Consider the following 24,464-nt stretch of genomic DNA (forward strand, 5'->3'; position numbering starts at 1 on the left):
TCTGTTGAATCCCCATTAATTCGACACCTTATCAACTGAATCAGCCGATAGGTGGGTGTGCGAGTCTACCGCTGGTATCCTCTACTGGTCTTCATCAATAGCATCGAAGACATTTTTAGATGAGGGGAATACTTCACTTTGAACATCGTCTACATAAGATTCAACTGCACCTTGGATAACTGAATTTAGGTCAGCATATTGTTTTGAGAGTGTATATGATTCGTCGCTCAGTCCCAGTACGTCGGTGATGACAAGCACTTGTCCGTTTACGCATCGACCTGCACCAATTCCAATAGTTGGAACATCTACTGCTTCAGTAACCTGTTTTCCGGTTTCTTCTGTGACTGCCTCAAGGATAATCGAGAAGGCTCCAGCGTCTTCCAATTCTTCTGCTGTCTCCACCAACGCTTCAACTGTGGCTGAACTTCCATCACCCCGTCCCTGTACGTAGCCACCGCCTATTTGATTCATACGTTGAGGGGTCAATCCGATATGACCCACAACAGGCATTCCCAGTTCTGTGAGACGGGAAACAATTTCGATGGTTGTTTTTCCGTAGGGTGCCGTCTCCAATTTTACAGCGTCAGCTCCTGCTTCCTTCATAAATCGGCCTGCATTCTTGACCGATTCTTCAAGGGAGGTCCCATACGATAAAAACGGCATATCACCAATCACCATTGCATCCTCTACAGCCCTGTCAACAGCCGCAGTATTCGATAATGCTTCGTCAAGCGTAACCGGTACCGTGTCGTCATATCCCAAGTGATTGTCGCCAGCACTATCTCCGACCAAAATCATATCGACACCGCCTTCATCTACTTGCCGGGCTATTGGAGCATCATATGCAGTCAGCATTGTAACCGGTTCACTGTTTTTGTACTTTTCGTGGATGTCCGGGATCGATACGCGTCCCATACAGAGATATTCCCTCACACGGTTGTATAACATTCGTTATCTCCTTCGCCTGTAGCTACCGATTAGGGTGATCGGTCGAGATTGCGAGCAAGGCAGGCGATGGTGAGCTCTCGAAACTGGTTCCACCAGTACCGTGACCGGACGACGCACCGCACTTGCATTTGAGCCGGGAGTTCACCGTCTCGTTCTAACTACGCTGACCATCGAGATCAACATTCAGTCGAGCATTCCACGCCTTGTGGAGCGACGAAAACTCTCTGTGTTTGATGACCGGACGAGCATCCGAATCACGGGCTAATGCACGAACCTTCTGGTCGCCATAACCCTCGTCACCGAGGAGAACTGCGACATCACCAGTGTTCCGCTCAAGGAGCGCCGGCGCGATCTAGGACTTGTGTTTTCGTGTCGTCATTACCTGGTTTCTGATGATAACTTCGCGGGCGCAACCGACGGTGGGCCCACCGAAGCGCCGCGTCCGGATAACCCGCTCAAGATCGGACGCGACCACCGAACGGAAGCCGGCGAAGAGCCGTTCACTTCTCCTCTGACAGTAGCGGCCTGGTCGAATTCGTGACGACCAACAAGCTGCTCGCGCCCATCGCGAGCGCAGCGAAGAGCGGGTTCAGGAGGCCCAGCACGGCCAACGGAATCGCGATCGCGTTGTAGCAGAACGCCCAGCCGATGTTGCCCTTCACCCGGCGGTTCGTCGCTCGAGCGAGTTCGAAAACCGTTTCGACGGACGAGAGGTCATCGTCGACGAGGGCGACGTCCGCGGCGTCAGCGGCCATCGCGGTGCCGCCGCCGAGAGCGACACCGAGGTCGGCGGCGGCCAACGCCGGCGCGTCGTTGGTGCCATCGCCGATCATCACCGTACGGCCCGTTCCGTTGAACCGTTTGACGGTCTCGGCTTTCCCTTCGGGGGGAACGCCCGCGAACACCTCGTCGACGGCGTCGTGCTCGCGAAAGCGTCGCGCGGCCCGAGCGTCATCTCCGGTGAGCACGACGACCGCCGCTCCGTTAGCTGAAATCGCGGTCAGCGTCTCCTCCCAGTTCGGTCGTAGGTCGTCGGCGACGACGATGACCCCTTCGGCGGTCCCGTCGCGACCGACGGCGACCGGAACCCGCCCCGTCTCGCGGTTGTCGGCGATCCGTTCCGCGACGGCCACGGGAACGCCCCAGCCACGATCGCGGAACAGGCCCGGGTGACCGACGATTATCTCGTCCCCATCGACGGCGCCTGTAACGCCGTTCCGGTAGCTATCGAAGGACTCGACGATATCGTCCACCGATCCAGCGTTCGATGAGGACTCGACCGTCCCGCCGTCGAAAACTGCCCGTTCGGCGGCAATAGCTCGGCCGACCGGATGCGACGAGCGCTCCTCCAGCAGCGCCGCCTTCTCGAGCAGATCGGCCTCAAGGTCGGTGTCGACGACGGTCATTTCGCCCGTCGTCAACGTACCCGTCTTGTCGAAGATAACAGTGTCCGCGTCTCGGATCCGCTCGAAGACGCTCTCGTCGAAGACGACGATCGAGCGTTCCAACGCGTCGCGGATTCCCGCAGCGACCGCGAGCGGCGTCGCCAGTCCGAGAGCGCAGGGACAGGAGACAATCAACACCGTGAGCCCGACGAGGAGGGCTGCGGGCCCGCGACCGAGTAGGAGGTAAATGCCCGTGACGATTACTGCGAGGGCGAGAACGACCGGTACGAAGATCGTCGCTAGTTTATCCGCGAGTTTCTGAATACCGTGGGAGCCGCTCTGGAGGTCCCAGACGAGTTCGGCGATCCGGTCGAGACTGCTCGTCGCGTTTTCCCCGACGTGGACGGTCACCGCGCCATCAGTCACCATCGAACCGCCGACGACGGTGTCGCTCACGGTTTTACGTACGGGAAGGGATTCTCCGGTGACGACTGCTTCGTCGACGGCCGCATCGCCGTCAACGATCTCCCCGTCGACGGGAATCCGTTCGCCGGACCGGACCAGTACGCGATCGCCCGCCTCGAGATCCTCGACAGTGACGTCTTCGTGCGCACCGTCGTCGCGAACGCGACGCGTCTCGTCGACTTGGACGGAGGTCAGGTTGGAGAGGCGCTCGGTCGCCTGTTGTTTGATCGTCGATTCGTAGTAATTTCCGACCGTGACGATGACGATGATTGCGACGGTCACGTCGTAGTAGATGTGCTCGCCGCCGATCACGATCGACAGCGTACTATAAAGGTACGCGCTCACGGCCGCGATCGCGACGAGCAAGTCCATGTTCGGGGACCGCGTCCGAATGCTGACGTACGCGCTCTGAAGGATCGGTTTCCCTGTGATAGCCAGGATGATCGTCGTGAGCGCCCCGATGACGACGTAAAATGGCGTCGCGACGGAACTCGCGAGTGCGGTTTCGAAGAACTCCGTCACTCGGTCGCCGTAGAACAGTCCGCCGAAATACGTAGGATAGATGATGACGAGGTATTGCAGCATCACCGACATCCCCATGAGGACGCCGACCGCGACTCGCCCCATCTCCCAGTCATTGGCTCGGCGGCGGCTGAACGAATCGTCTCGAGAGTAGGCGCTGTAACCGAGTCCACTGATTTCGTCCTTCAGGTCGGCCGTCGAGACGCGATCCGGATCGTGATCGATCCGAACCGTATCGGTTACGTAACTCGAGCTGGCATTGCTGACGCCGTCGATCGTCGTCGCGGCCGACTCGATGAACGCCTCGCAGGTCGCGCAGTGCATCCCGTCGACCTCCAGGAACGTCGCTTCGTGATCCGGCGGGACCTCCCGGTCCGCCTGTCGGTCATCACGGGCACTGCGAACGTCTTCGGCCGCAACCTCGTCGACGTCGCCGAGCGCCTCGTAGACGTCGCGACAGCCGACGCAGCAAAACGGCTTCCCATCGACGACGATGTCACTCCCCTCAACAGGGAGATCACAAAGCGTGCAGCCAGTTTCTGTTGTATTCACATCTGACATAAACTATCCGTTAGCGAGGAGTGACGTGAGTCCGTGCGCCATCGATCCCGCCGTAGAACGGCGGTTCGCACCGATTTCGCAGGGACGTGTAGTTCGTTTTCGTCCGGCGGTGGACGGGACACGTTGTCGGACTTCGTAGGTCGTGAAGTGGCTGTCGCGCCCTCCGTTCAATGTGCTCTCACCCATTTGACTCGTGTAGATAGTAACGAGCGGGCCACACGTTCCGATACGATGTGCGCCGACCAAGATACCGATCACGAGAAACAACAGTACGTCGGTGCCGAGCAACGCAACTGGTTCTATAGTTGTGAATGTCGAAAGCGCCACTGATCGATGTAGCCGTTCGAGGAGGTAAGGTATTTCGTATCGATTGGCGACATGTTAAGGTATTAATATTATTGGCGTGCCCTCACAGGCCCTCATACGGATGAGTAAGTCAGTAACCCACGACTGAACAGTAGTTGCTGAAGTGGCCAGACAACGATTGTCGTTGCGGTCGTTGTCTCGATATGGTCGAGACAACTGAGGCAACGCAGGTGACTCGAGCAGTTTCATCACTGCTGTTTCCGGAACTTGACTTCGGGATCGCCGCGAACGGTACCTATCCGAGCGAGGACTTCCAGCGAGCCCTCGCTCGGATCGCATTCGACAACGAGTTCGTCAATACTGGTGCGAAAGCCTATCAGCTTGCCCGTGGCGACGATATTGCTATTGATGCAACCGCTCGAAATCCGCTCGCACGGGCGCTCCTCTACCATTTGCGTGGACTCGACGCGGACGCGGTCGACGACCAGTTCGACCGCGTCCGCGAGGCAATCCTCGAGGAAGCAACTCGCAACCGGATGTTCACCCGGCCGGTCGACGTCGCAATCGACGTTCACGACTGGCTCTATTACGGGGACGAAGAGACTCCTCACGTCTGTACAACGAATCCTGCGCAGGGTACCGATCGTGCGTACAAGGTCGCTACGTATCGTTGATCCGAGCATCCGCTTCACGCTCGGATCGGTAGCTCTGAAAGGCAGCGATACCGACGAGTTGGCGGATGCACTCCGCCAACTCGTCTCAAAAGCCCGCGAGTACGTCGACATCAATCAGCTCTACCTCGACGTGGTTTCTACCGCGTTCACCTCGCATTAGCGCTCGAAGAACTCGACGTTGAGTTCCTGATGCGTGCGCCGCAAACACGAAAGGTACAGCAATTCATTGACGACCATGACAGCGACACGTTCATCACGGAGTACGAGATGGCTCGGTCGAATCCGCCGACGGGCCGGACGACAGTCCGACTCGTCGTCGTTCTGCACCGAACACGAGATGATGACCACTTCTGTCTGGTCACCAACCGCAATCTCGACGTCAGTTCCGACGTCGAGATCGCTTGGCCACTGGCCGAAGCGTATCGCCGTCGCTGGGGCATCAAGACCTCCTATCGGAAGATTACGGAGTTTCTCCCGAGAACATCGTCACCAATGTTCTCGGTACGGCTGTTCTACTTTCTGTTCGCTGTCGCGTTGTACAATCTGTGGGTGTTGACGAACCTGCTCGTGACGCCCCGCCGGGCGGTCAGGACGACTGGATCCGTCCCGACCGCCCTGTTTCACGCGGTTCTCGGGCAAATACTGTACAGATAGCGGTTGTCTCGGCGACTGACTCGGACTGATCAGCCCGAGTCAGTACGCCCCTCCGTACTGGCAAGACTTGGAGAACAACGGCTGACGGAAAGCTTCGGCAGCTGTTACACTCTCTGAGCAGCACTGAGCACGGTTTCACGAAGCTGCAGGTGAAACAAGACTTCAATCTCCGCGGCTTTCCGAATCAAATCAGCAACTACTGTTTAGCCGTGGGAGGATGTCAGCTATCGGATCGCATTTTCCATCACGAGAAATTCAAAGTCATAGTTCTCCTGCGAGACTGTCTCAACGTCTTCATACCCACGTTGGCGGTACATCTCCGGGAGATACGGATGCTCTTCCGGAGTGATCAGCCGGATCGTAGCGTACCCATATGCCGAGCCTGTTCCTCTGCGTAATCAAGTAACTGTCTTCCGACGCCCTCTCTTTTCCAGTTTTCGTGGACGGCGAGTCGACTGAGTTTCACATGGTCTGAATCTGTTTCTTCGAGACAGACACCGCCAATTACATCGCCGCCTTTCTTGGCAACGTAGACCGTGTTCTGCCGAACCAAGCCAGCTATCTTCTTCTCTGATGCAGACTCTGCTTCGTTGGGGAGTCCTAGCCGACGATTTTCCTGATACGCGCTCTGGTATACCTCCGTAAGTTGCTTGACGGCAGCCACTGTTGCTTGTCGAATGTGCGGTTCACTCATTTGTGACGATTATCTATCTGATGAAACATGATAACATAACATCCTGTACTCATCGGCAACTACAGATACAGACTGTGCGAACTTCGTTGTACTTTTCGTTTCCGGTCGCCAAAAGAGCGTAATGGGAATCCAAAGCTACTTTGAATCCGATCTCCGGTTCTACTATGCGGTTGGTGGGTTCGTAATACTGGTTTTCATAAGCGGGATCGCTGTATCGGCGATATTGGAGCTCGCCGTCATTGATCAGCGGCTCATTCCGCTCATTGTCGGATTCTTCTTGTTCATGTTCGTCTACTTTATCTCGGTAAGTGTTCAGGCTCTCGAACCGGATTCGTGACGCGGTCATTTTTGAATATACTGTTCACTCCTTCACCTGTACTGTGATTCAGCCTATCTCCCATACAACGCAAAATGAGGATACGCCAGCTACTCCACACCATTCTCGTCCGGAGAACGGCGAGTAGTCCCCAAGTTCGAAGCACCGGCAGGCGTCGCGTAGTGGCTGGGTTAGTGACGGCTATCGATCCCTCTCAGTCGATTCGGCGGTGTTCTCCTCGGAGGATGGGAGTATCTGGGGTCCGCCCGCCTGCCGACTGTATAGCCACTCTGCCCAAGAGAGTTTGAGTTGACTCGGATCTCGGTTCGGGAACTGCCGTTCGGCCGTCTGACTATAATTGAGCAGCGCGACCAGCAGAACACCTCCAATTATATTGCCGAGTGTGACTGGCACAAAGAACGCTGCAAACGCGGCCCAAAGGCTGGTATTCCCCTGAAAAACAAAGTAGAGAACTTCGCATGCACCCGTAATGCAATGGAACAGGTCGGCCGATGGAATCAGAAACATGAGGAAAATGACAAGCAGTAATCGCGTCGTCGTGTCCCGACTTGCATGCACCAGCCAGACCATCGCTGCGACGATATTCCCGGCGAAAATACCCTTGAAGAAGAGATCCCACCAGCCGGTTTCGAACGCATGTTCGCCGAAACCCAAAGCAACCTCGGCAGCCTGAGGGGTAAAGACGCCCGTCGTTGCGAGGACGAACGCACCGAGAGCTGCGCCGAGAACGTTCGCGACGATAACGATTCCCCAGAGTCGAAGCAGGTTTCGAATACTCGCGATACGCGTCAATACGAGCGTGACGGGTGTGAGCGTGTTCTCGGTGAACAGCTGATACCGTCCAAGTACGATGAGGATAAATCCGACCGGATAGAACAGGTTCCCGATCAGTGGCGCCGACTCGAGTGGAACGGTCGCGGTGACCGCAGATCGTGCGAGAAACGTCAACGTGATTGCAAGCCCAGCAGCTAACCCACTCATGAACAACTGGCGCTTGCTTCTGCTAAACTCCTCGTCCGCGGTGGCGACGAGTCGCTGGAAAATTTCGTCCGCCGAAAAATAATCTCGGATTGCCGCGCCCGCAGCCGGCGCTCCGCTTCGCGACCGTTCGATCGTCTCGCGCATCGACCTGTTACGGTGTCGAATAGAGGCCTGAATCGCACTGAGATCGCCCGCCTGGACGATTGCTTCGAACAGTGGATCGTGCTTGAGGGGACCGTTGTACCGGCGGCCGTTGATGAAGACCGTTGGCGTGCCATTAACGCCGCTGTGTGCTCCGCTCGCGACGTCTTCTTCGATGCGTTCCTCGTGAACCCCAACATCCAACTCTCGAGTGAGCTGTTCGGTATCAAGCCCGAGTTCGTCGGCGTATCTAGTCAGGTCCTCGTCGGTGAGTGCGTCCTGATGCTCGTAGAGGATGTCATGCATCTCCCAGAACATTCCCTGCGCGGCGGCGGCTTCGGCAGCTTCCGCGGCACGCAGGGCGTGTGGGTGAGCCTCCGTGAGCGGAAAGTGCCGGAAGACGAACCGAAGTTTGTCGCCGAGTCGGTCCTGAATACGTTTGATTACCGGGTATAGATCGCCACAGGACGGGCACTCGAAGTCTCCGTACACTACCAGCGTGAGCGGCGCATCGTCGGGGCCGCGCACGTGATCGCGCTCCGTGACTGGGACCGCAAGCGTCGAGACCGTAGATCGACTCATGAACAACTGCAGAAGGCCACGGCTCTCAGGCCCTTATTTCTCAGGATATCTGGCTCCACGACGAATATTGGTTTCCGGTGTGTGACCGCCAGGCGTTCGTTCGGGTAGTCGGACGATATCTTTGCGAGGGCGGCTGAAGCTACGGTCACGTTCCGAAGGTCGCTCGAGGGAGCCGAAACACTCGTACTCTCCGCTGGATCTTGCGTAGTGGGCCGTCGTTTACTACATATCACGGCCATCAGTGAACCGCACAATCGATATAGAGTTAACTGTCTGGCTCTGTCGAGACGCTCAAACGTTGACATGACCAGCCTGCTGAATACAGGATGCAAGTCGGTCATGTTGGATAAGGTCAGAAGAAGGATGGCGTCGCAAGACCGACTGCGAACAAAAGTGAGAACGCGAGGAAAAGCTTCCCGGTCCGTTCTAATGCTGGATTGAGAGCTGCTCCTGTCGTCTCATCACGGACTGTGGTCCACAGTCGCCAGCCCAGCGGCGCAGTCAACAGCGGAGCAAGTGGCAATACACTCTCCCACACACCTGCAAAAACCAGGGGGACGAGATAGGCGAGTACGAGCAGCACAGCATACTCGATTCGGCTCCACCGGTATCCGATCTTCACAGCTAGAGTGTCCTTCCCAGTTTCTCGGTCTGTTTCCAAATCCCGAATGTTATTCACGACGAGGATATTCGTCGAGAGCGCGGCTGCCGGTACACTTGCCACGACTGCGGCGACCGTGACTGTGCCCGCAGGTATCGTGAGCGGAATCAGACGCGCGGAAGCGACTGTCGAAACTGCCTGCACGTAGTAGGTGCCGGTCATCGCAATGAGCCCGAAGAAGATGAACACGAATAGGTCTCCGAGACCGTGATATCCGAACGGATAGGGACCGCCGGTGTACGCGAAACCAGCAAGGATCGAGAGGAGACCGACGACAAGAATCGGAACGCCACCGACATAGACCAGGTAGACGCCGACGAGCGCCGCAAGCGAGAACGCAACGTACATCGCTCGGCGGACACGCGCGGGAGAGATGAGGCCCGACTGCGTAACCCGCTGGAACCCTTCTCAATCCTCTGTGTCAGCACCGCGAATGGCGTCGTAGTAATCGTTCGTGAAGTTAGACCCGATCTGAAGGAGAAGCGCGCCGAGCAACGCAGCAACCGCGGGTCCAGCTGCAAACACACCATCGTGTATCGCTAACCCAACGCCGACGATGACTGGAGAAGCACCTGCCGGTAGCGACTGTGGACGCATCGCCATCAACCACGCCCGCAGATAGGATACGTCAGATTGATTGTCTATCAGTAGATGACTTTCTGGTGATACTATTTCTCTCTGTTGAGATCGACTCTTGGCTACCGATTCTCTCGAGTTTCATTCCGTTCAAGTGAAACCATCTGTCGAACTTACTTTGTGTTGTAATTACCTGCACTCTGATTGTCTCTCAGCTGTGAGCCCGAAAGTGTGAGTTTTGCCTGAGTCTGAAGATATAGGATTCTCCGTGTTGGTCTCGAAGAGTTAGGTTGTTGATTCTACTTGAAGTCGAATCTTGATGCCATCGGGATCAGTAATTTCGATACCGTCGCTGGTCTCGGTGACTGGAATGGCCTGGTCTGCAACCCGCTCCTGAACTGCATCAAGTGCACTCGACTTCGGGACAACCACTTCGAACCACGACAGTCCTCGTCCGTCGCTTGGTGTCGTCCGATGGTGCCACGTGTTGGCTCCGAGATGGTGGTGATACCCACCCGCAGACACGAAGGACGCGGCAGGAACGGTCGTCTGCACCTCGAATCCGAGTGTGTCCACGTAGAAGTCCCTGAACGCGTCCAGCGAAGAGACTTCGATGTGGACGTGACCGATGTCTGTTCCCGACGGTACCCGACTCCCTCCTGTGGCCGCAGCTTCGATGCTGGCGAGGTCGAGTGGCTCGGTGCTGATCCGAACACGACCGTCGTCGGCGATGGGCCACTCCTCGCGGGGGTAGTCGCGGTAGATCTCGATCCCGTTCCCTTCCAGGTCGGTGAGATACAGTGCCTCGCTGACCCAGTGGTCGGATGCGCCGCCGAGTTGCCAGCGGTCCCGTATCCGAGCCAGCGCGTCACCGAGTGCCGCCCGCGAAGGTACTCTGAAGGCGGTGTGATAGAGCCCCACACTTGATTGATGCCGTGAGGGTGCGTCTGTATCGCCCTCCAAGACGAGCAGCGCGGTGTCTGCAACACCGAGTACCGAACGGGTATCGGTTTCGTCGAGCACACTCAGGCCGACGACGTCCCGATAGAACCCGGTCAGCTCATCGAGGTCGTTGACGCGGAGTGCAGTTCGACCGATGTGTGTCCCCTGCGGGAGCGTATCTGGATTCGATGGCGTGGTCATGTTAGACATCTAGAGACCGATGTTGAGTGCGTATGGCCAGGCAGTGCCACTAATCGCAACGAGTACGAGCGCAGCGCCGAAGAGTGTGGCGTTCTTCAGGAAGTCCGTCATCTCAGACTGGTGCTGTTCGGAGTCCCCGACCGTCCAGAAGTCGTGCATGACCGGCGTCACGCCGAGGAAGAACAGCGCGATCGCTGCTGCACCGACGAGCGGGTAAACACCGAGCGCGATGGCAAGCCCGCCTAGGATGAGCATGAGGCCGGATCCGATAACCGCAAGCCGAGGGGCTGGAATACCCTTAGCTGCGGCGTAGCCGCTCATGCCGTCGAGGCCCGTGAAGTGATTGAGTCCCATGAATCCGAGTAGGACGCCAAAGACAAGTCGACCTACCAAGAAGGCGAGGCCACCAACCGTGGTCTCCAGGGCCATCAGACCACGCCCTCCGGCTTGCCCCCAGTCATCTGGACGATCTGTCCCCCCACACCCTTGTTCGAGAGTAAGTGGAGCACTTCATCGACGATAGCTTCGGGGGCCGTCCATTCCGAGAAGTCGGCGTCGGGCATCGCCTCGCGGTTGCCCGGAACGTCGATGAGGAACGGGGCGACCGCGTTGACGCGGGCATCGAGTTCGACATCGAGTGACTCGGTCAGCGTCCGGACCGCGCCCTTACCGACGTCGTACGCGAGCGTGCCACCAACAGGGTCGATCGCGCGGTCGGAGCTGAACAGGACGACGCCGTTTTGCTCGCTGAGGTGGTCTGCGAAGGCCTTGACGGTCAGAAACGCCGTCGTTGCGTGCCGACTGAGCGCGGCCTCGAACGCATCACTATCGGTGTCGTCGATACCACCCATCGAGAACCCGCCAGCGAGGCCGACGATGTGATCAACCGACCCGTGTTCGTCGGTAACAGTCTCAGCGAAGGCTTCGACCGCTGTCTGGTCGGTGAGATCGACCTGATGGTACGATACTGCGTCGGCGTACTCAGCACGGGACTCAACGTCATCTCTCGCCGTTTCAGTGATGTAAGTGCCAACGACATCAGCACCACGGTCAACCAGCGCATCTGTTATGTACGGACCCATGTTACCGGTGGCACTGGTCACGAGTACCGTCGGATTCTGTAGTTCCATTTCATTACCTAGTTTGTATCCAAACCTATTTATAATTCAGGCAACAATAGTGTGACCAGGTAATGGCGACCCAACCACCAGAGGCGGAGGAAGACACCGAGGTTGAACAACTAAATACGGCTGTCTGCAACGTAGTAGGATCAATTGAAGAGATCGGGTCGAAGTGGAAGCTCATCGTTCTCAACGATCTGCGAGACGGCGAAAAGCGGTTCAACGAACTCAAGCGATCAACTGGTGCGAGTTCCTACACGCTCTCGCGTGTGCTCGACAACTTGGAAGAGGATGGTTTCATCGAGAACCGTAAGGAGTTCGAATCGCCTGTCGCAAGCTATTATACGTTGACCGAGAAGGGAGGTGCACTCTGTCCTGTGTTCGAGGCACTCGACGAGTGGGGCGAAGATTGGCTCTCGTAAGTAATTCCAAATTTTAGTCAGAAGCACTACTTGCGGGATTCGTGCCCCAATGGAAGAGGGCAGCCCCGAGAGCGGTGATAATTCCCAATAGGATGAGAGGAAGGATGGACCCACCAGTCATGCGATGGAATGCGCTTATAATGAGCGGGGAGAGGAATGCGGAACCAGCCACGGCAATATTAATCAAACCGACCGTCGCAGTTGCATTCTCGGATCCGAAGCGGGAAAGGACAATTGGTGACCAGAGCGAGGCGAGTGGTCCAAGAGCAATGCCAAACCCGAAGAGAACGACGTATATTAGAAGGTTCGAACGGGCAAATGGGAATCCGAACGCACAAAGACTGGCGAGGACGGCACTTGTCAGGAAGGTCTCGCGCTGACCTACGCGGTCTCCAACGATCCCTCCCCCAACGCGGGTGAAGACGCTGACGCCACCGATGACACTGAGTCCAGCAGCGGCGACGTTGACACCGATACCGTTCGCTGTGAGAATCTCAACAAGGTGGGCGGAGAGTACGTAATACCAGCTAAACGCAAGAGCAAACCCGATCGCGGTACTGAGAAACCGCGAGTTGCTGATTCTCGCGCGGAGCCATACAGCATCAACTGTAGTTGTGTTCTGCGAGTCCCTCGGTGGCCGATGGTAGACGAGGCTCGAGACGAATACGAAAACGGCGGTCACACCAATGACGACAGCGAAGGCGGATCGGAAACCGGTCTGTTCGAACAGCCAGAGCCATGCGAACGGCAGCACGAGTGGGCCAAGACCAATCCCTGTCATCGTGAGACTTGTCGCAAGCCCTTGATAGGCATCAAACCATTGCGGTGCAAGCGAAACGACGATCGTAAACGCGGTACCTCCTGCCGTGCCGAGGAGGACAAAGACGACAATAACACCGAGATACGACTCGACGATTTGCAGGAGTGCAATGGTAATAACGAGGCCGATGCCGGTCATCGCAAGGACAGGCCGGAGAGAGAACCGGGCGGCAAACACGCCGAACAGGCCACCGACCATAAGGAAGACCGCAGTCGTGATCGAAAAGACCGACGAGACCTGTAATGCAGACAGACCGAAGGTCGCGGCGAGACGGTCGGCATAGACGGTGAACGTAAAGACTGCCCCCCAAATCGCCGTGAGGATGCAAATGCCGAGTCCGACGATCAGCCACCCTTGTGCGGAATCAAGTGCCTCTTCATGCGCGTTGGATACCTCGGTCGCCGTCATACTCTGTCCCTCCTAGTGACGTAGTAGCGCGTCGTATATCTGCAAACGGAGGTCATTCTTCGGGATGTTTTGCCATCTAAGTCGGTGGGTTTTGCCAAGTTGCTGTCTGAGATACTCATTACCTACGTTTGTCGCGTTATAAGTTTGGTTATGCCCGAAAGGATCATTTCGTGGGTACGCACGTCTTCCTGCGTCAGGGAGATGTCAGCCTGTCGTTGGCACCACTTCACGGAGCCTCATGTGGCTGATCCCTTACCGATCAAGAATCGCGATCTCTCTATCGCTCTGCACGCGGATCTCGTAGCCACGATACGTGAATTGCACGTAGCCCGATGGTTGGGGCGTATCACCGGTTTCGGAGTGAAAGAGTGTATCCAACGCTTGGGGCTCGATCACCGAATACAGAGGCGGGGACAATTCCACTGGCTCAACGCCTTCCAAGTCGGAGATCAGATCGATGATCATCATACTCGGGTCCTCGGCTGACCCTGCTGTGGGTGACGTTTTCGTTTGAGTCTCTGCTTCCATTACCAACTCGGTTCGCCGTGTGACCCCTCAACGGCATCGTCGAATAGTTCGGCTACTTTTACAAGGAACGGAGCAGTGCCCCAACTGTGCATCGTATCGCGGCCGGTATCAATCCAATTCGGCGGCGAACAGGGAGTCAAATACCGTCGCGTTGATTCTGCGGAGATGGGTCGATAGCGTCGACGGAGCGATGTCAAGTTCGGCGGCGACATCTTTCGCACTGGCACCGCCTTTCTCGTAATAACCCATCCGAGTCGCGACCTGAGCAATCTGCTGCTGACGGTCAGTCAGTGCTGCTTTGATTCTGACTTGTTCATTCATCGGCTGTGCCCCGGAATTCCGGAGAACCTCTAACTCGAATTGGATGTCCTTCTCGCGACAATAGTCCCACAACGCACTGAGGTGGTTCCGGTCGCCTGTCTCTAGCCAAAAGCGCCAGCCCAGATCGGCACTTTCACTGTTGACGACGTGGATACCGAGTTCGTAGAGTGTCGGCGAGACGAATATCGTCGCCGGACCGAGCTGGACACGGTACATCCGTGTATCGCCGAAGTCCATTGTCTGTGTCCACTCCGCAACTGTATGGTCTCGAGCAAGTTCCGTCTCAAAAGCGTGGAACGCAACGTCCGTTACCCGATAGAAGACAGCCGGTTCGTCTGCGGTCGGTGCTGGACGGATAGATTCCTCAGTGATCGTTGCGTGGGGGACTGCTTCGAGCGTTGCCGCTAACGGGGCGTTCGGATGAGTCAGCACAACTTCGGCGATAAAGCTCTGGGGCACTAGGGACAACAGAAGTATCCGTCCATAGGGTAAAGTTTCTTCTGTTCAATTCAGTGGTGTTGCGATACGGACGAAGGATGGAGCAGTAAGATTTACCCTGTTGCCGACCACGGCTACGACCATCCCTTCGCGCTGGATGGGTTCGATCTTTCTGAGCGTTTGAGCCACGGCGAACGCCACATCCGGCGTGGAAAGATGATCGACTGTGTATTCGATGGTTTCTTCGACGCGTTCCACCTCGAGCAGCTTCGTCGCGTACTGCTCGACTTGCCCTGCTGCCTTCGCTAGCCGCAGGAATTTGTCTGTTCGGTCGTTTCGCTCGAGGACGTCAAGGCATGCCACCGCAACGTCGTCGGCGTACCACGGTCACTCGCCCTCCCATAGGTCGGGCGTGTCTCTCGTATCGTCGAGGATACGCTGAAGCTGGCCATCTTCCCACCCGCGGTCCGCTGCAGCGGCCGCGGCACGAAATGGGGATTCGCTGTCGGGCCGAGTGCATGGTATCGTCAGTTCCGTGAACTCGTCTTGACCGCCACTGTCTACAACCTCGAACAAGCCATCAAAGAATGATCGCTACACTGTCCGTGGATTCAACAAGGCAGATTCGTCCGAAAACTAGATTCCCGACTACCACCTCGCGTTCGATCTCGACGAGCTACTATCCCATTTTCTGTGCCGTTCGAACGACAAGCGTTCCAGTGACGGCACCGATAACTGCAACGATGAACAGTGAGCTCGAGTAAAACAGCGCTACTGCTCCGGCGATGAGTAATGGTCGCGGCAATTCACCAGCCGGCACGCCAGCCATCATTGCAGTCAATCCGACCACAGAACCGATTCCAGGGACTATTTGCGCAAGTGCTGCCCCGATGGCTGCACCTCCAGCCAGAAGCGGAAATATTGGACCGCCTTTCCAGCCTGTCTCCAGCATCACGCTCACCAGCATAATTTTGGCGAGCCCAGCCACGAGCAACGCCTCGGCTGTGAGCGGAAGCCCAGCAAAGAGTGCACCGATAGCTTCCTGGCCTGAGAACAGTAATCTCGGCGCAACGGCTCCAGCGAACCCCAGAGCGAAACCTCCAACCGTTGATCGAATGAGGTGATTTTCCTCTCTTCGATGGGCTTGCAATCGATGTCGAAAGCGGAGGTACATCACGGAAACGAACCCTCCGAGTGCCCCAAAGAAAGCTGCCCCGATGAGACGCCATGTCGGATTTGTCGATCGGAACTCGGGGACAGTGTACCCGAAATGTAACCCGTTTCCAGCGGCTACTTTGAGAGTTGTGAGTCCGAGAGCAATCGCAGCAAGCCCCGGTATCCACCGCCACCATAGTGGAACCGGGAGGACGTCGCTCTTTCCGACGGGGTGATTGAGTCTGTCAGTCGCAGGAAAACAGAGATCTCGGAACGACGTACTCGTACCCGCGAGCGTCCCAGCCCACGCAGTACGCATCGCATGTTTCAGCCTCGCGAGAGCGTGTGAGCTCATCCCACCGCCGATCGCCATTAACGCAAGTTCGGGACCGAGACTCGCTCCGAAGGCAAGCGAGACCAGCGAATTTATCGCCCCTTTCGAGATTTCATCATGATCGACGGTCCCGCCACCGCGGATTTCGGCCAGTAATTCCTCGACGTCACCCGGATAGTCGCCGAGATGGATACGCCCGATCCCGAGCGTGATACCTCCGACAGTACAGACGAGAATTGTATACAGCGGGTGATTTGGCAACACTGTGATCACCTCTGGAATTGTTTTCCAGAGGAGAGACGTAACCCAGTAGAGAATGCGAAGGAATGCGCCCGTCATGAGCCCGATGACGGTAGCGAGACAGACTGCGAGAAGGACGACGCGGGAAAGGTTGCAAACCGCGAGCGAGATGGTGCGTCCTTGGTAGCCGTACCTCGATATATCAACCATCGCCGTGTAAGCTACTCTAACGGGATGGAGCAGGAATCAATTTCGTTTTGACTACGACCCGTCTTTAGAGCGATGCTATCCCTTTGCCTTCTGCGGATTCAACAGAGCCGTCTGCTGGATCGTAGGCATTGATGAGTGATTGAGCGTATTCCCAATCTGGGTTGTCTCCGAGCATTGGTTGCTTGAGAGTGGTATTCACCTCGTCAACGGTGTCCCAGTAAATATCGCGGAATCGATTATTGCTGCTTTGTTCACGTACATCTGTGAGGGCTGGGTCCACTGAGCAAGCTGGGTGAAGAGGTCTGAATCCCGACGTGGAATGAGTTGGTCTTCCGGTGTGATCGTTCAGAAGATAGCTCGGATGGAGCAACCATCACTTCCCGAACCGAACGCTAGCAAGGTGACCCTGTTGAAACTTCAGACACTAACAGAATCGGATAGTCTATCCGGCATTGGATAAAATTCTGTGTTTTCTTGTAATTGAATAGATATCGGATGAAATACAATAGAAGCTACACAATCATATACGATTTGATATTATGGCAAAATATTTTGTCAAGGGTATTCTGTAGAAGAGAACCCGTGAATGTTTCGTGTCGTTCGCAACTTAACAATCCACTTCCGCTCACAGTTTCGGAAGATGAGCTATTTTGGGAAATGTTCGAGTTGATTCTGCATCGTATCTATTCTATAGTCATTCAGTCATATGTGTGGAATTCGACTTCTTGCTCGAGAAGTTCGTCGGGAATCCCTGGAACTTCATCGGACCGGACTGGACCCTGTTCCTCGATGACGTCGAGATCGCGGGGAAATTCACGTAACTCGAAATGCAATGAAATACCAGCCTTTGCTCCTTCGCCCAATGCAATCGGGAGTTGATTATGCCCAGGTGTCAGGTCTCCCACTGCATAGACGCGATCGACTGTTGTCTGCCCGTGATCATCAACGACGACCGTCCCATCATCATTGATATCACAGTCGAGGTTGCGGGCTATACCGTTGTTGTACTCGGCACCGTACATGGCAAAACCACCCTTGTACTCGCGAACCATGCCGTCTTCGAACTCGAGGGCTGCTAACCAGCTATCTTTGTCGTTTTGAACGCCAGTGATGTCCTCGTGAATGATATCGATCGGATGGTTCGAGAGCATCGTTGCCGTCTTGTCGCTCCATTCAGGGCTATCATTGCGAGTGAGTAGATCGACATCGTCGGTGAAGTTCAGCATGATCGCAGCTACGTGTGCAGCGCTCTCCCCGTATCCCATGACGTAGACGGGTTCATCGACGAACATGTAGGCATCACAGTGCAAGCAGTAGTGGAGTCCACGGCCGGTCCGCGGTAGTGGCGGTTCTGGGCGGACATCGTTGAATCCCGTCGCGAGAACAACGTACTCTGTGCGATAGTCAGCATTGTTTCCGCAGAGACGGATCGAACCATCCTCATTGCTATCACAGGAGACGAGTAGATCAGTGTGAACATCGCACCCGTACTCCCGAAGTTGGTCTCTACCAACCGAGAGAAATTCGTTCCCGGATGTCTCCTCCGTGACACCCAGTAAATTGTGAACCTCTTGCATCATCGCTGCGCGTCCACCGCCTCGATCGACGACGGCCGTTCGATGACCGAGTCGCGTCGTATACAGCGCTGCGGTCATTCCAGCCGGACCGCCTCCGACGACGAGAACTTCGTAATCGTGAACAGTTGAATCAGTAGCCATCGTCTCTTCGTCCGATATCGACACATAAAATGGTGGTTCGAAATTGGCGTGATATTGTGGATACAGTGACAAAGACAGCGAGTGAGTTCTAGTTCTTGAATTCTATAGACTTACTGAGCAGCCGTTCCTAATCTAATAATTCATAGAATGCATGTTTCCAGCTACAGAGGAATCTCAAATGCGGCCTCTTCTGTTCGCTCGAGCGTCTCGAGGTGCGCTTCGGCATCGAGTGCTGCCATGCTGCCGGTTCCGGCAGCGGTGACCGCCTGTTGATAGTGCGGATCAGCGACGTCGCCGGCGGCGAAGACGCCCTCGACCGCCGTCTCAGTCGTCGCGCGGCCGGCGTCGTCGGTTCGAGTGTAGAGGTAGCCACTTTCGTCGCGATTGACGGTGGTTCCGCCGAGGAACTCGGTGTTCGGTGTGTGGCCGATGGCGTAGAACACGCCGCCGACATCGACGGACTCTCGGTCGACGTCGACGCCGGTCGCGGCCTTCTTCGCGGGATAGCCGTCGGGATGCGAGACGAGCGTCGCGCTGGTGACGCCCTCCTCCTGCGAGCCGTGTATCGCCTCGAGTTCCGTGTTCCAGCGGAACTCGATAGTTTCGTTGTCGCGGGCGCGGTCGGCCATGATCTCGGAGGCGCGCAGTTCCTCGCGACGGTGAACGATTGTCACATTATTGGCGAACTTCGCGAGGAAGAGCGCCTCTTCCATCGCCGAATCGCCGCCGCCGATCACGAGGACGTCGTCACCGCGGTGGAATGCGCCGTCGCAGGTCGCACACGTGGAGAGTCCGTAGCCCATCAGTTCGTCTTCGTTCTCGGCGCCGACCCAGCGAGCGCTCGCGCCGCTCGCGACGATCAGCGCACGCGTTTGCAACGTGTCGCCGTTCGAGAGTTCGAGTTCGAACGGCCGCTCTGCGAGCATCGCGTTTTCGACAGTGCCGTGGGTGAACTCAGCGCCGAAGCGCTCGGCCTGATCCTTCCCGTTTTGAATCAGCTCCATCCCGCCGACGCCCTCAGGGAAGCCGAGGTAGTTCTCGACGTCGGTCGTCAGCGTCAGTTGGCCGCCCGGTTCGGGTCCTTCGAGCACCAACGGCTCGAGGTCGGCCCGCGCGGCGTAGACGGCCGCGGAGAGGCCGGCGACGCCGGAACCGACGATCACTACGTTGCGAACATCCGCGATCGTGTCTGTTTCCTCGTTCATTCGGTGTATCTCTCGATCAGGCTACGGAGTCGGTCTTCCGGCAGCGCGCCGGACTGCTGTTCGACCTGCTCGCCGTCAGCGAAGAGGGCTAGCGTTGGCACACCCCGAACGCCGAACGAGCCCGCGAGTTGCTGGTGTTCGTCGACGTCGACCTTGGCGATCACGGCCTCGGTCGTGTCCGCGAGCTGCTCGAGGACGGGATTGAGCATCTGACAGGGGCCACACCAGTCGGCGTAGAAGTCCACGAGAACGACATCGTGCGCCGTTGTGACGTCCTCGAGGTGGCTTCTCCCCTCGATGTAGATCGGTTCGTCGAGCGATTCTCCGGAGGCACCGCGTGCATCAGTTGCCATCACCACTACGTATGGACTGATAGTGTTTAAAGGTTTTGTGAGAATTGTACAATATATGGGCCATAGTAGAGGCTGTCTTCATTCTTCACACTACGACGAATGAACCGATCCGTGGACCGCGCTAAGTAGAGGTTCGGTGAGGATGATTGAAGAGACGTGACAACGCTTTCGTCGGTCGAACCGTCCCGATCGGTTTTGCACAGTAACCTAACAACCGCTCATTCGACAGAGTCGGCCGACCGATCTGAAATAGCCGCGTCAAAGCGGGTGAAATACCCAACTCGCGTTCCGACGCGCGCGCCGAACGTCAGTCCCCGCTGTTCGACACGGCGTCGCAGCCCTTCGAACCCGACGAAGTGCGGGTCGGGGAGAGACTCACCGATGACGAGTCGACCGTCGGGTTTCAAAACCCGCTCGAGTTCGTCGAGGGCTCGCTCTTGGTCAGGAATTTCCCCGAGGACTAAGATCAGATACGCAGCGTCGAACGTGTCGTCCGGATACGGAAGCGATCGTGCGTCGCTGCGGATCGGTTCGACGTTCGGGTTCCCTTCCTGTCGCATTCGCGTTCGGACGTGTTCGACCATCTCCGATTGGACGTCCACGGCGTGCAGTGTCCCCGACGGTTCGATTGCCCGTGCGACCATCCCGGTATAGTAGCCGGTTCCCGGTCCGACCTCGAGAAGACGTTCACTGGGCTGGGGCTTGAGTACGTCGCGCAGCCGGGAGCGAGTAATGACCGGACGCGGGAAGTTGATCGCGTGGCGCTGGGCGTACGGGCACGGTGATGGGTTCGATCGCCACCGAAGGGCGTATCCGAGTCCGGCGAGCAGCGTGAGTCCGAGCAGGGCGGCGATCGCTCGTACGGTACGACGAGAAACCATAGTACTCCCTTCATCGTGGACGGACTACAGTCTTCCTCAACTGACGCACGTGCTGCAGGCTTGCTGGTGCTACCCCAACTACGACCGTTCTCGAAATCAGTCGTACAGTATGTCCTATACGCTTCGTACACAAGTCGAAGGCGAGTTTGACGACATCGTCGAGAAAACGATCGACACCCTTGAGGACGAGGGGTTCGGCGTGCTCTGCGATATCGACGTCCGGGAAACGCTGAAAAAGAAACTCGACGAGGACTTCCGGCAGTATAGAATCCTGGGTGCGTGCAATCCGCAGTTGGCCCATCAGGGACTCGAGCACGATCTCGAACTCGGGACGTTGCTCCCGTGTAACGTCGTCGTGTACGACGATGACGACGGCGTCGTCGTTAGCGCGGTCGACCCGCAGCGTCTGATTGGTGTCGCTGACGACGACGAACTCGACCCGATCGGTGACGATGCTTACGAACGCTTCGAACGCGTTCTCGAGTCGTTATAGTTCGGGTCCGGTGCAGCCATTCATGATCGCTCCTGTCGTCCCAAGCGAAGGGCGAATTTCACAAAGAAAACAGGGCAGGAGGTGACTGGAAGGATTCCAATGGAGAAGACGTGCCACGGAACCGATGATCGACCGTACAGAACCGATTCGAGTCTGACTGCGCGAACTAGGCCGCGCAGTTATTTGGCCCTAACTCGAGTTCCGTCGCCTCGGACTCGTCCTCAGGTGGCTCCGAACCCGTGTTGATCTCGATCACGCGCTCGTAGTTCGGTGGCTTGTCGGGCGCATTGTCGACCAATCGGTCCACGAACTCGTCCTCGTCCAGTCCCAGCAGGTCGAGGTCGTCGCGGAGGTCACCTAGTCGAGCGCTGATCAGTTCGCCAGGCGAGCCGACCTCGTATTGGTTGTCCTCCGTGACCGACACGTGGCCCGGAAGGATCCGCGTCTCCTCCGGTAACTCGAGGATGGTGTCGTGAATCGATTCGTATAGCAGTTCGGCGCCGCTTGCCGCATCTTCATCGCCGAACTGAAGCTCCGTCCGTCCGACGGACTCGACGAACAGCGTGTCGCCGGTCAGCAGCGCCTCGCCATCGACGAGATAGTTGACCATCTCGGTCGTGTGCCCTGGCGTATGTAGCGTTTCGATCTCGATCCCGCCGAGTTCGATCGTCTCGCCGTCGGTGAGGGGTTCGTAGTCGTACTCGACGCCCCGCTCGCTCGCGTGTTCTCCAAGATGGTAGGGGACGTCCAGCTCCGCCGCCAGTTTCGGTCCGCCCGAGATGTGGTCGGCGTGGACGTGAGTGTCGAGGACGCGCTCGATCGTGAGTCCGGCCTCCTCGGCGACGATCTTGAACTGATCTGTTTGTCTGGTCGGATCGATGACGACCGCCGATTCGCTACGTTTCGATCCGACGATGTAACCGAGACAACCCTTTGCCCGTCGCTGCAGTTGAAGGATAACGAGGTCGTCGTTTTCGGTCTCGACAGGAACGACCTCGTAGACTTTGCTCCAATCCTCCATACCGCCCTTCACGACGGACACGTCGTCGTAGCCGTGTTGCTCGAGTTCGAAGCTGAACGGCGTCGATGTAAGCCCCTTTCCACAGATCGCGACTACTGTATCTCCGTCTTTGGCCTCCTCAACGCGCTCGAGTTCCTCGTCCCCGAACTCGTTGCCCGGACCGAACGGGATGTTCTCGGCGCCGTGAATACGCCAGCCTTCGTAACTATCTTCAGGGCGCGTATCGACGAGCGTGAACGACTCGTTTGAGTCAATCATATCCGCGAGCCGTTCAGGGGAAATTTGGTTCACCATTGGAATCACCTTACAATACTATCTGGTGCGAGGCCGCCGATAGTTCTCATCCCTGCATAGGCATCCTCGGCTACCGGTATGGATTTCGTCCGCTCTCGGGGAAGCGGGTCCTGGTTGGGATTAACCGCGTCTCGCAGTACTCATCTCCGCCGGCGTAATCAACACCCGGTTGGACGTACGGGTATGGTCCGTCAGCGGGCGTATTCTGGACCCATCCGCCGTTGTCGGGCGTCTGGACGAGCGTCGTCTCCTCGTAATCGATCGGCGAGTAGTCCTCGAGGTAGTCGACGACAACGTCAACCGGAACGATGCCGTCTTCAATGTCGATATCTTGGAACGGGAAGCCGCAGTTTCCGAGATCACGTTCGGGATCACCGGGACGGGTAAACGTCGCGATCGAGTAGCGCGCTTCGGGATCGATCGGTTCCCCGTCGACGACGAGATCGACGAGTCTGCGTTCGCGTTTCGCGGTCGGATCGATGATCACCTCCACGTTCGAAGAGTAGTTCCGGACACGACCGTCCTCTTGCTCGTAAACGTACGGTGTGAAGTTGTCAGTGAGGAACGCCTCCATGTGGTTCAGCAGCTGCTGACCGTACGCTTCGCCGCGGGCCACTGGTGCGGTCATCGGAAACGCTTGATATAGGTGCTCGAGCGTTATCTCGCCGGCGGGAACTGCTGGACCGTAACGGAAGCCGTGGGTGACCGCTAATTCGGTGCCGAAGTACGTTCGTAGTGCGTCGGCGAACAGCGCGTTCCAGTCGCTCTCGAGGAACGATTGTCGATCGAGCGACGCCTCCGTCCTCCCGACGACTGTGTCCAGCGGCCGCTCGAGGGTTCCGTCCCCTCGCTCGTAGGAAGTTTCGTCGTCGAAGAACGGCGATCGAATATCCGCAACCGTCCGTTCGGCCATCGGTGCCGGGTCGGATGTGTAGTCGTGGTCTTCGGCGAGACAATAGAGGATGTGGCGAAATGCGACGCCGTCGTCATCGATGTGGAGGTCCACGCGTCCAAGTCCGTCGCCCGTTCCTGATTCGACGACGAGCGTCTCCGTCTTATCGATCAGGATCGGATCGTGAGTGTACTCGTGAGTATGCGCACTGAACAGAACATCGATACTCTCGATGTCCTTCGCCGCTTGGACGGCCCACGGCAGTCCGATCTCGGTGACCGCGAGGACGACATCGGCACCCTCGTTGCGTACGGATTCTGCGGCTTCCTCGAGCAACGCTGGGTGTTTTCCGAACCGGTACTTTCCCTCATGGAACGCCGGCGCCATACGGTCGACGTAGACGTTCGTCATCCCGACGATTCCGACGTCGACGCCGTTCGCACGTTCAATCGTGTAGGGGTCGAACAGCAACCCGTCCGCATCTGGCCCGTAGAGGTTGTTCGCTAACACCTGCGCCTCGAGTTCGTCCATCAGGTTCCGCAGGTTCCTGTCCTCGGCGGCCTCGTTCCCAAAGTCCCAGTTCCCCGGAACGTACACGTCCGGATCGACGTGCTCGGTTATCGGTTCTAGCATCGCCCTGCCCTTCGTGTACGTCGTCACCGCGGTGCCGTGGAACGTGTCGCCGCTCATCAGCGTAAGCGTCTCATCGGTAGCCGAGCGGATCTCTTTGAGTTTGCCGGCTAACAGCGGGATCCCGCCGCCGCGCCGGAGGATCCGGTCGTTGCCACCGAAGTCGAAATCGGGGCTCGATTCGGGATTATCGTAGTAGACGTGATATTCGGGAACGAGCTGGCCGTGCAGGTCGCTGACGTGGAGACAGACTACGTCCGGTACTTGTCCCTGATCGCGGTCAGCCGCGTCCGATCCGTCGAGCCGTTTCCACTCCTTCATGTATTCCGTGTCGAGATCCATGCGATGCT

22 protein-coding genes and 2 pseudogenes are annotated in these 24,464 nt (G+C 57.2%); 4 read left to right on the top strand and 20 right to left on the bottom strand.

The window, feature by feature from the left end:
- Positions 1–81: 81 nt before the first annotated feature.
- The 3 genes and pseudogenes from panB to FEJ81_RS19325 form a co-directional block, all read right to left on the bottom strand.
- The gene (gene panB, locus FEJ81_RS19315; protein ID WP_138246917.1) at positions 82–915 is read right to left on the bottom strand and encodes a 3-methyl-2-oxobutanoate hydroxymethyltransferase; all 834 of its coding nucleotides are present in this window, start codon (positions 913–915) and stop codon (positions 82–84) included.
- Between the two features lie 62 nt (positions 916–977).
- Positions 978–1,330: pseudogene (locus FEJ81_RS23870) on the bottom strand (transposase); the annotation flags it as partial.
- A gap of 118 nt (positions 1,331–1,448) precedes the next feature.
- Positions 1,449–3,881: a heavy metal translocating P-type ATPase gene (locus tag FEJ81_RS19325; protein ID WP_138246918.1), complete on the bottom strand. Its 2,433-nt coding sequence runs from the start codon at positions 3,879–3,881 to the stop codon at positions 1,449–1,451.
- Between the two features lie 509 nt (positions 3,882–4,390).
- Here FEJ81_RS19325 and FEJ81_RS23880 point away from each other — a divergent pair.
- A complete protein-coding gene (locus FEJ81_RS23880; RefSeq protein ID WP_229504797.1) occupies positions 4,391–4,861 on the top strand; it encodes a hypothetical protein in 471 nt (156 codons plus the stop codon).
- A 1,003-nt stretch (positions 4,862–5,864) separates the two neighbouring features.
- Here the strand turns inward: FEJ81_RS23880 and FEJ81_RS19340 are convergent.
- Entirely contained in the window at positions 5,865–6,209 is a 345-nt protein-coding gene (locus FEJ81_RS19340; protein WP_229504798.1) for a GNAT family N-acetyltransferase, read from the bottom strand.
- Between the two features lie 121 nt (positions 6,210–6,330).
- Between FEJ81_RS19340 and FEJ81_RS19345 the strand changes: the two genes are divergently transcribed.
- Entirely contained in the window at positions 6,331–6,546 is a 216-nt protein-coding gene (locus FEJ81_RS19345; RefSeq protein WP_138246919.1) for a hypothetical protein, read from the top strand.
- Between the two features lie 180 nt (positions 6,547–6,726).
- On the opposite strand, the gene FEJ81_RS19350 is transcribed toward FEJ81_RS19345, so the two are convergent.
- The 5 genes and pseudogenes from FEJ81_RS19350 to FEJ81_RS19370 form a co-directional block, all read right to left on the bottom strand.
- The gene (locus FEJ81_RS19350; protein WP_138246920.1) at positions 6,727–8,250 is read right to left on the bottom strand and encodes a formate/nitrite transporter family protein; all 1,524 of its coding nucleotides are present in this window, start codon (positions 8,248–8,250) and stop codon (positions 6,727–6,729) included.
- Between the two features lie 352 nt (positions 8,251–8,602).
- A pseudogene (locus FEJ81_RS19355) lies at positions 8,603–9,514 on the bottom strand (1,4-dihydroxy-2-naphthoate polyprenyltransferase).
- A gap of 258 nt (positions 9,515–9,772) precedes the next feature.
- Positions 9,773–10,630, bottom strand: a complete 858-nt coding sequence (locus FEJ81_RS19360; protein WP_138246921.1) for a VOC family protein — start codon at positions 10,628–10,630, stop codon at positions 9,773–9,775.
- A gap of 9 nt (positions 10,631–10,639) precedes the next feature.
- On the bottom strand, positions 10,640–11,059 hold the full coding sequence (locus FEJ81_RS19365) for a DoxX family protein (RefSeq protein WP_138246922.1): 420 nt from the start codon (positions 11,057–11,059) through the stop codon (positions 10,640–10,642).
- Positions 11,059–11,760 (bottom strand): SDR family NAD(P)-dependent oxidoreductase, encoded by a 702-nt coding sequence (locus FEJ81_RS19370; RefSeq protein WP_138246923.1) that lies wholly within the window; start codon positions 11,758–11,760, stop codon positions 11,059–11,061. Before FEJ81_RS19370 ends, FEJ81_RS19365 begins: the two co-directional genes overlap by 1 nt.
- A gap of 62 nt (positions 11,761–11,822) precedes the next feature.
- Here FEJ81_RS19370 and FEJ81_RS19375 point away from each other — a divergent pair, with 62 nt between their 5' ends.
- Entirely contained in the window at positions 11,823–12,173 is a 351-nt protein-coding gene (locus FEJ81_RS19375; protein WP_138246924.1) for a winged helix-turn-helix transcriptional regulator, read from the top strand.
- Between the two features lie 13 nt (positions 12,174–12,186).
- Here the strand turns inward: FEJ81_RS19375 and FEJ81_RS19380 are convergent, their stop codons facing one another.
- The 9 genes from FEJ81_RS19380 to FEJ81_RS19420 all read right to left on the bottom strand — a co-directional run bounded on the left by FEJ81_RS19380 (position 12,187) and on the right by FEJ81_RS19420 (position 20,784).
- Positions 12,187–13,401, bottom strand: a complete 1,215-nt coding sequence (locus FEJ81_RS19380) for an MFS transporter (RefSeq protein ID WP_138246925.1) — start codon at positions 13,399–13,401, stop codon at positions 12,187–12,189.
- 252 nt (positions 13,402–13,653) lie between these two features.
- Positions 13,654–13,929, bottom strand: a complete 276-nt coding sequence (locus FEJ81_RS19385; protein ID WP_138246926.1) for a HalOD1 output domain-containing protein — start codon at positions 13,927–13,929, stop codon at positions 13,654–13,656.
- A 108-nt stretch (positions 13,930–14,037) separates the two neighbouring features.
- Positions 14,038–14,709 carry a helix-turn-helix domain-containing protein gene (locus FEJ81_RS19390; RefSeq protein WP_138246927.1) on the bottom strand — a complete coding sequence of 224 codons (672 nt, stop codon included), beginning with the start codon at positions 14,707–14,709 and terminating at the stop codon, positions 14,038–14,040.
- 45 nt (positions 14,710–14,754) lie between these two features.
- Complete coding sequence (locus FEJ81_RS19395; protein WP_138246928.1) at positions 14,755–15,051, bottom strand: hypothetical protein; 297 nt, start codon at positions 15,049–15,051, stop codon at positions 14,755–14,757.
- 316 nt (positions 15,052–15,367) lie between these two features.
- Positions 15,368–16,627, bottom strand: coding sequence for a chloride channel protein (locus FEJ81_RS19400; protein ID WP_138246929.1), 1,260 nt, complete (start codon positions 16,625–16,627; stop codon positions 15,368–15,370).
- A 698-nt stretch (positions 16,628–17,325) separates the two neighbouring features.
- Positions 17,326–18,345, bottom strand: a complete 1,020-nt coding sequence (locus tag FEJ81_RS19405) for an NAD(P)/FAD-dependent oxidoreductase (protein ID WP_175416492.1) — start codon at positions 18,343–18,345, stop codon at positions 17,326–17,328.
- A 161-nt stretch (positions 18,346–18,506) separates the two neighbouring features.
- Positions 18,507–19,550, bottom strand: coding sequence for an NAD(P)/FAD-dependent oxidoreductase (locus FEJ81_RS19410; RefSeq protein WP_138246931.1), 1,044 nt, complete (start codon positions 19,548–19,550; stop codon positions 18,507–18,509).
- Positions 19,547–19,903 (bottom strand): thioredoxin, encoded by a 357-nt coding sequence (trxA, locus tag FEJ81_RS19415; RefSeq protein WP_138246932.1) that lies wholly within the window; start codon positions 19,901–19,903, stop codon positions 19,547–19,549. The genes FEJ81_RS19410 and trxA overlap by 4 nt, the downstream gene beginning before the upstream one ends.
- Before the next feature lie 218 nt (positions 19,904–20,121).
- A complete protein-coding gene (locus FEJ81_RS19420) occupies positions 20,122–20,784 on the bottom strand; it encodes a class I SAM-dependent methyltransferase (RefSeq protein WP_138246933.1) in 663 nt (220 codons plus the stop codon).
- A gap of 109 nt (positions 20,785–20,893) precedes the next feature.
- Here FEJ81_RS19420 and FEJ81_RS19425 point away from each other — a divergent pair, with 109 nt between their 5' ends.
- Positions 20,894–21,277 carry a DUF302 domain-containing protein gene (locus FEJ81_RS19425; RefSeq protein WP_138246934.1) on the top strand — a complete coding sequence of 128 codons (384 nt, stop codon included), beginning with the start codon at positions 20,894–20,896 and terminating at the stop codon, positions 21,275–21,277.
- Between the two features lie 166 nt (positions 21,278–21,443).
- Here the strand turns inward: FEJ81_RS19425 and FEJ81_RS19430 are convergent, their stop codons facing one another.
- On the bottom strand, positions 21,444–22,592 hold the full coding sequence (locus tag FEJ81_RS19430; protein WP_138246935.1) for an MBL fold metallo-hydrolase: 1,149 nt from the start codon (positions 22,590–22,592) through the stop codon (positions 21,444–21,446).
- 70 nt (positions 22,593–22,662) lie between these two features.
- A complete protein-coding gene (locus FEJ81_RS19435) occupies positions 22,663–24,456 on the bottom strand; it encodes a bifunctional metallophosphatase/5'-nucleotidase (protein ID WP_138246936.1) in 1,794 nt (597 codons plus the stop codon).
- Positions 24,457–24,464: the final 8 nt, after the last annotated feature.

The sequence above is a fragment of the Natrinema versiforme genome (assembly GCF_005576615.1).
Taxonomy (GTDB): domain Archaea; phylum Halobacteriota; class Halobacteria; order Halobacteriales; family Natrialbaceae; genus Natrinema; species Natrinema versiforme_A.

Excerpts from the sequence above, each read along its gene's own strand:
- trxA (WP_138246932.1), bottom strand. The coding sequence starts at position 19,903 with ATGGCAACTGATGCACGCGGTGCCTCCGGAGAATCGCTCGACGAACCG.
- FEJ81_RS19405 (WP_175416492.1), bottom strand. The coding sequence starts at position 18,345 with ATGGCTACTGATTCAACTGTTCACGATTACGAAGTTCTCGTCGTCGGA.
- FEJ81_RS19325 (WP_138246918.1), bottom strand. The coding sequence starts at position 3,881 with ATGTCAGATGTGAATACAACAGAAACTGGCTGCACGCTTTGTGATCTC.
- FEJ81_RS19435 (WP_138246936.1), bottom strand. The coding sequence starts at position 24,456 with ATGGATCTCGACACGGAATACATGAAGGAGTGGAAACGGCTCGACGGA.
- panB (WP_138246917.1), bottom strand. The coding sequence starts at position 915 with ATGGGACGCGTATCGATCCCGGACATCCACGAAAAGTACAAAAACAGT.
- FEJ81_RS19425 (WP_138246934.1), top strand. The coding sequence starts at position 20,894 with ATGTCCTATACGCTTCGTACACAAGTCGAAGGCGAGTTTGACGACATC.
- FEJ81_RS19400 (WP_138246929.1), bottom strand. The coding sequence starts at position 16,627 with ATGGTTGATATATCGAGGTACGGCTACCAAGGACGCACCATCTCGCTC.
- FEJ81_RS19360 (WP_138246921.1), bottom strand. The coding sequence starts at position 10,630 with ATGACCACGCCATCGAATCCAGATACGCTCCCGCAGGGGACACACATC.
- FEJ81_RS23880 (WP_229504797.1), top strand. The coding sequence starts at position 4,391 with ATGGTCGAGACAACTGAGGCAACGCAGGTGACTCGAGCAGTTTCATCA.
- FEJ81_RS19430 (WP_138246935.1), bottom strand. The coding sequence starts at position 22,592 with ATGGTGAACCAAATTTCCCCTGAACGGCTCGCGGATATGATTGACTCA.
- FEJ81_RS19370 (WP_138246923.1), bottom strand. The coding sequence starts at position 11,760 with ATGGAACTACAGAATCCGACGGTACTCGTGACCAGTGCCACCGGTAAC.
- FEJ81_RS19345 (WP_138246919.1), top strand. The coding sequence starts at position 6,331 with ATGGGAATCCAAAGCTACTTTGAATCCGATCTCCGGTTCTACTATGCG.
- FEJ81_RS19385 (WP_138246926.1), bottom strand. The coding sequence starts at position 13,929 with ATGGAAGCAGAGACTCAAACGAAAACGTCACCCACAGCAGGGTCAGCC.
- FEJ81_RS19350 (WP_138246920.1), bottom strand. The coding sequence starts at position 8,250 with ATGAGTCGATCTACGGTCTCGACGCTTGCGGTCCCAGTCACGGAGCGC.
- FEJ81_RS19420 (WP_138246933.1), bottom strand. The coding sequence starts at position 20,784 with ATGGTTTCTCGTCGTACCGTACGAGCGATCGCCGCCCTGCTCGGACTC.
- FEJ81_RS19380 (WP_138246925.1), bottom strand. The coding sequence starts at position 13,401 with ATGACGGCGACCGAGGTATCCAACGCGCATGAAGAGGCACTTGATTCC.
- FEJ81_RS19375 (WP_138246924.1), top strand. The coding sequence starts at position 11,823 with ATGGCGACCCAACCACCAGAGGCGGAGGAAGACACCGAGGTTGAACAA.
- FEJ81_RS19365 (WP_138246922.1), bottom strand. The coding sequence starts at position 11,059 with ATGGCCCTGGAGACCACGGTTGGTGGCCTCGCCTTCTTGGTAGGTCGA.
- FEJ81_RS19410 (WP_138246931.1), bottom strand. The coding sequence starts at position 19,550 with ATGAACGAGGAAACAGACACGATCGCGGATGTTCGCAACGTAGTGATC.
- FEJ81_RS19340 (WP_229504798.1), bottom strand. The coding sequence starts at position 6,209 with ATGAGTGAACCGCACATTCGACAAGCAACAGTGGCTGCCGTCAAGCAA.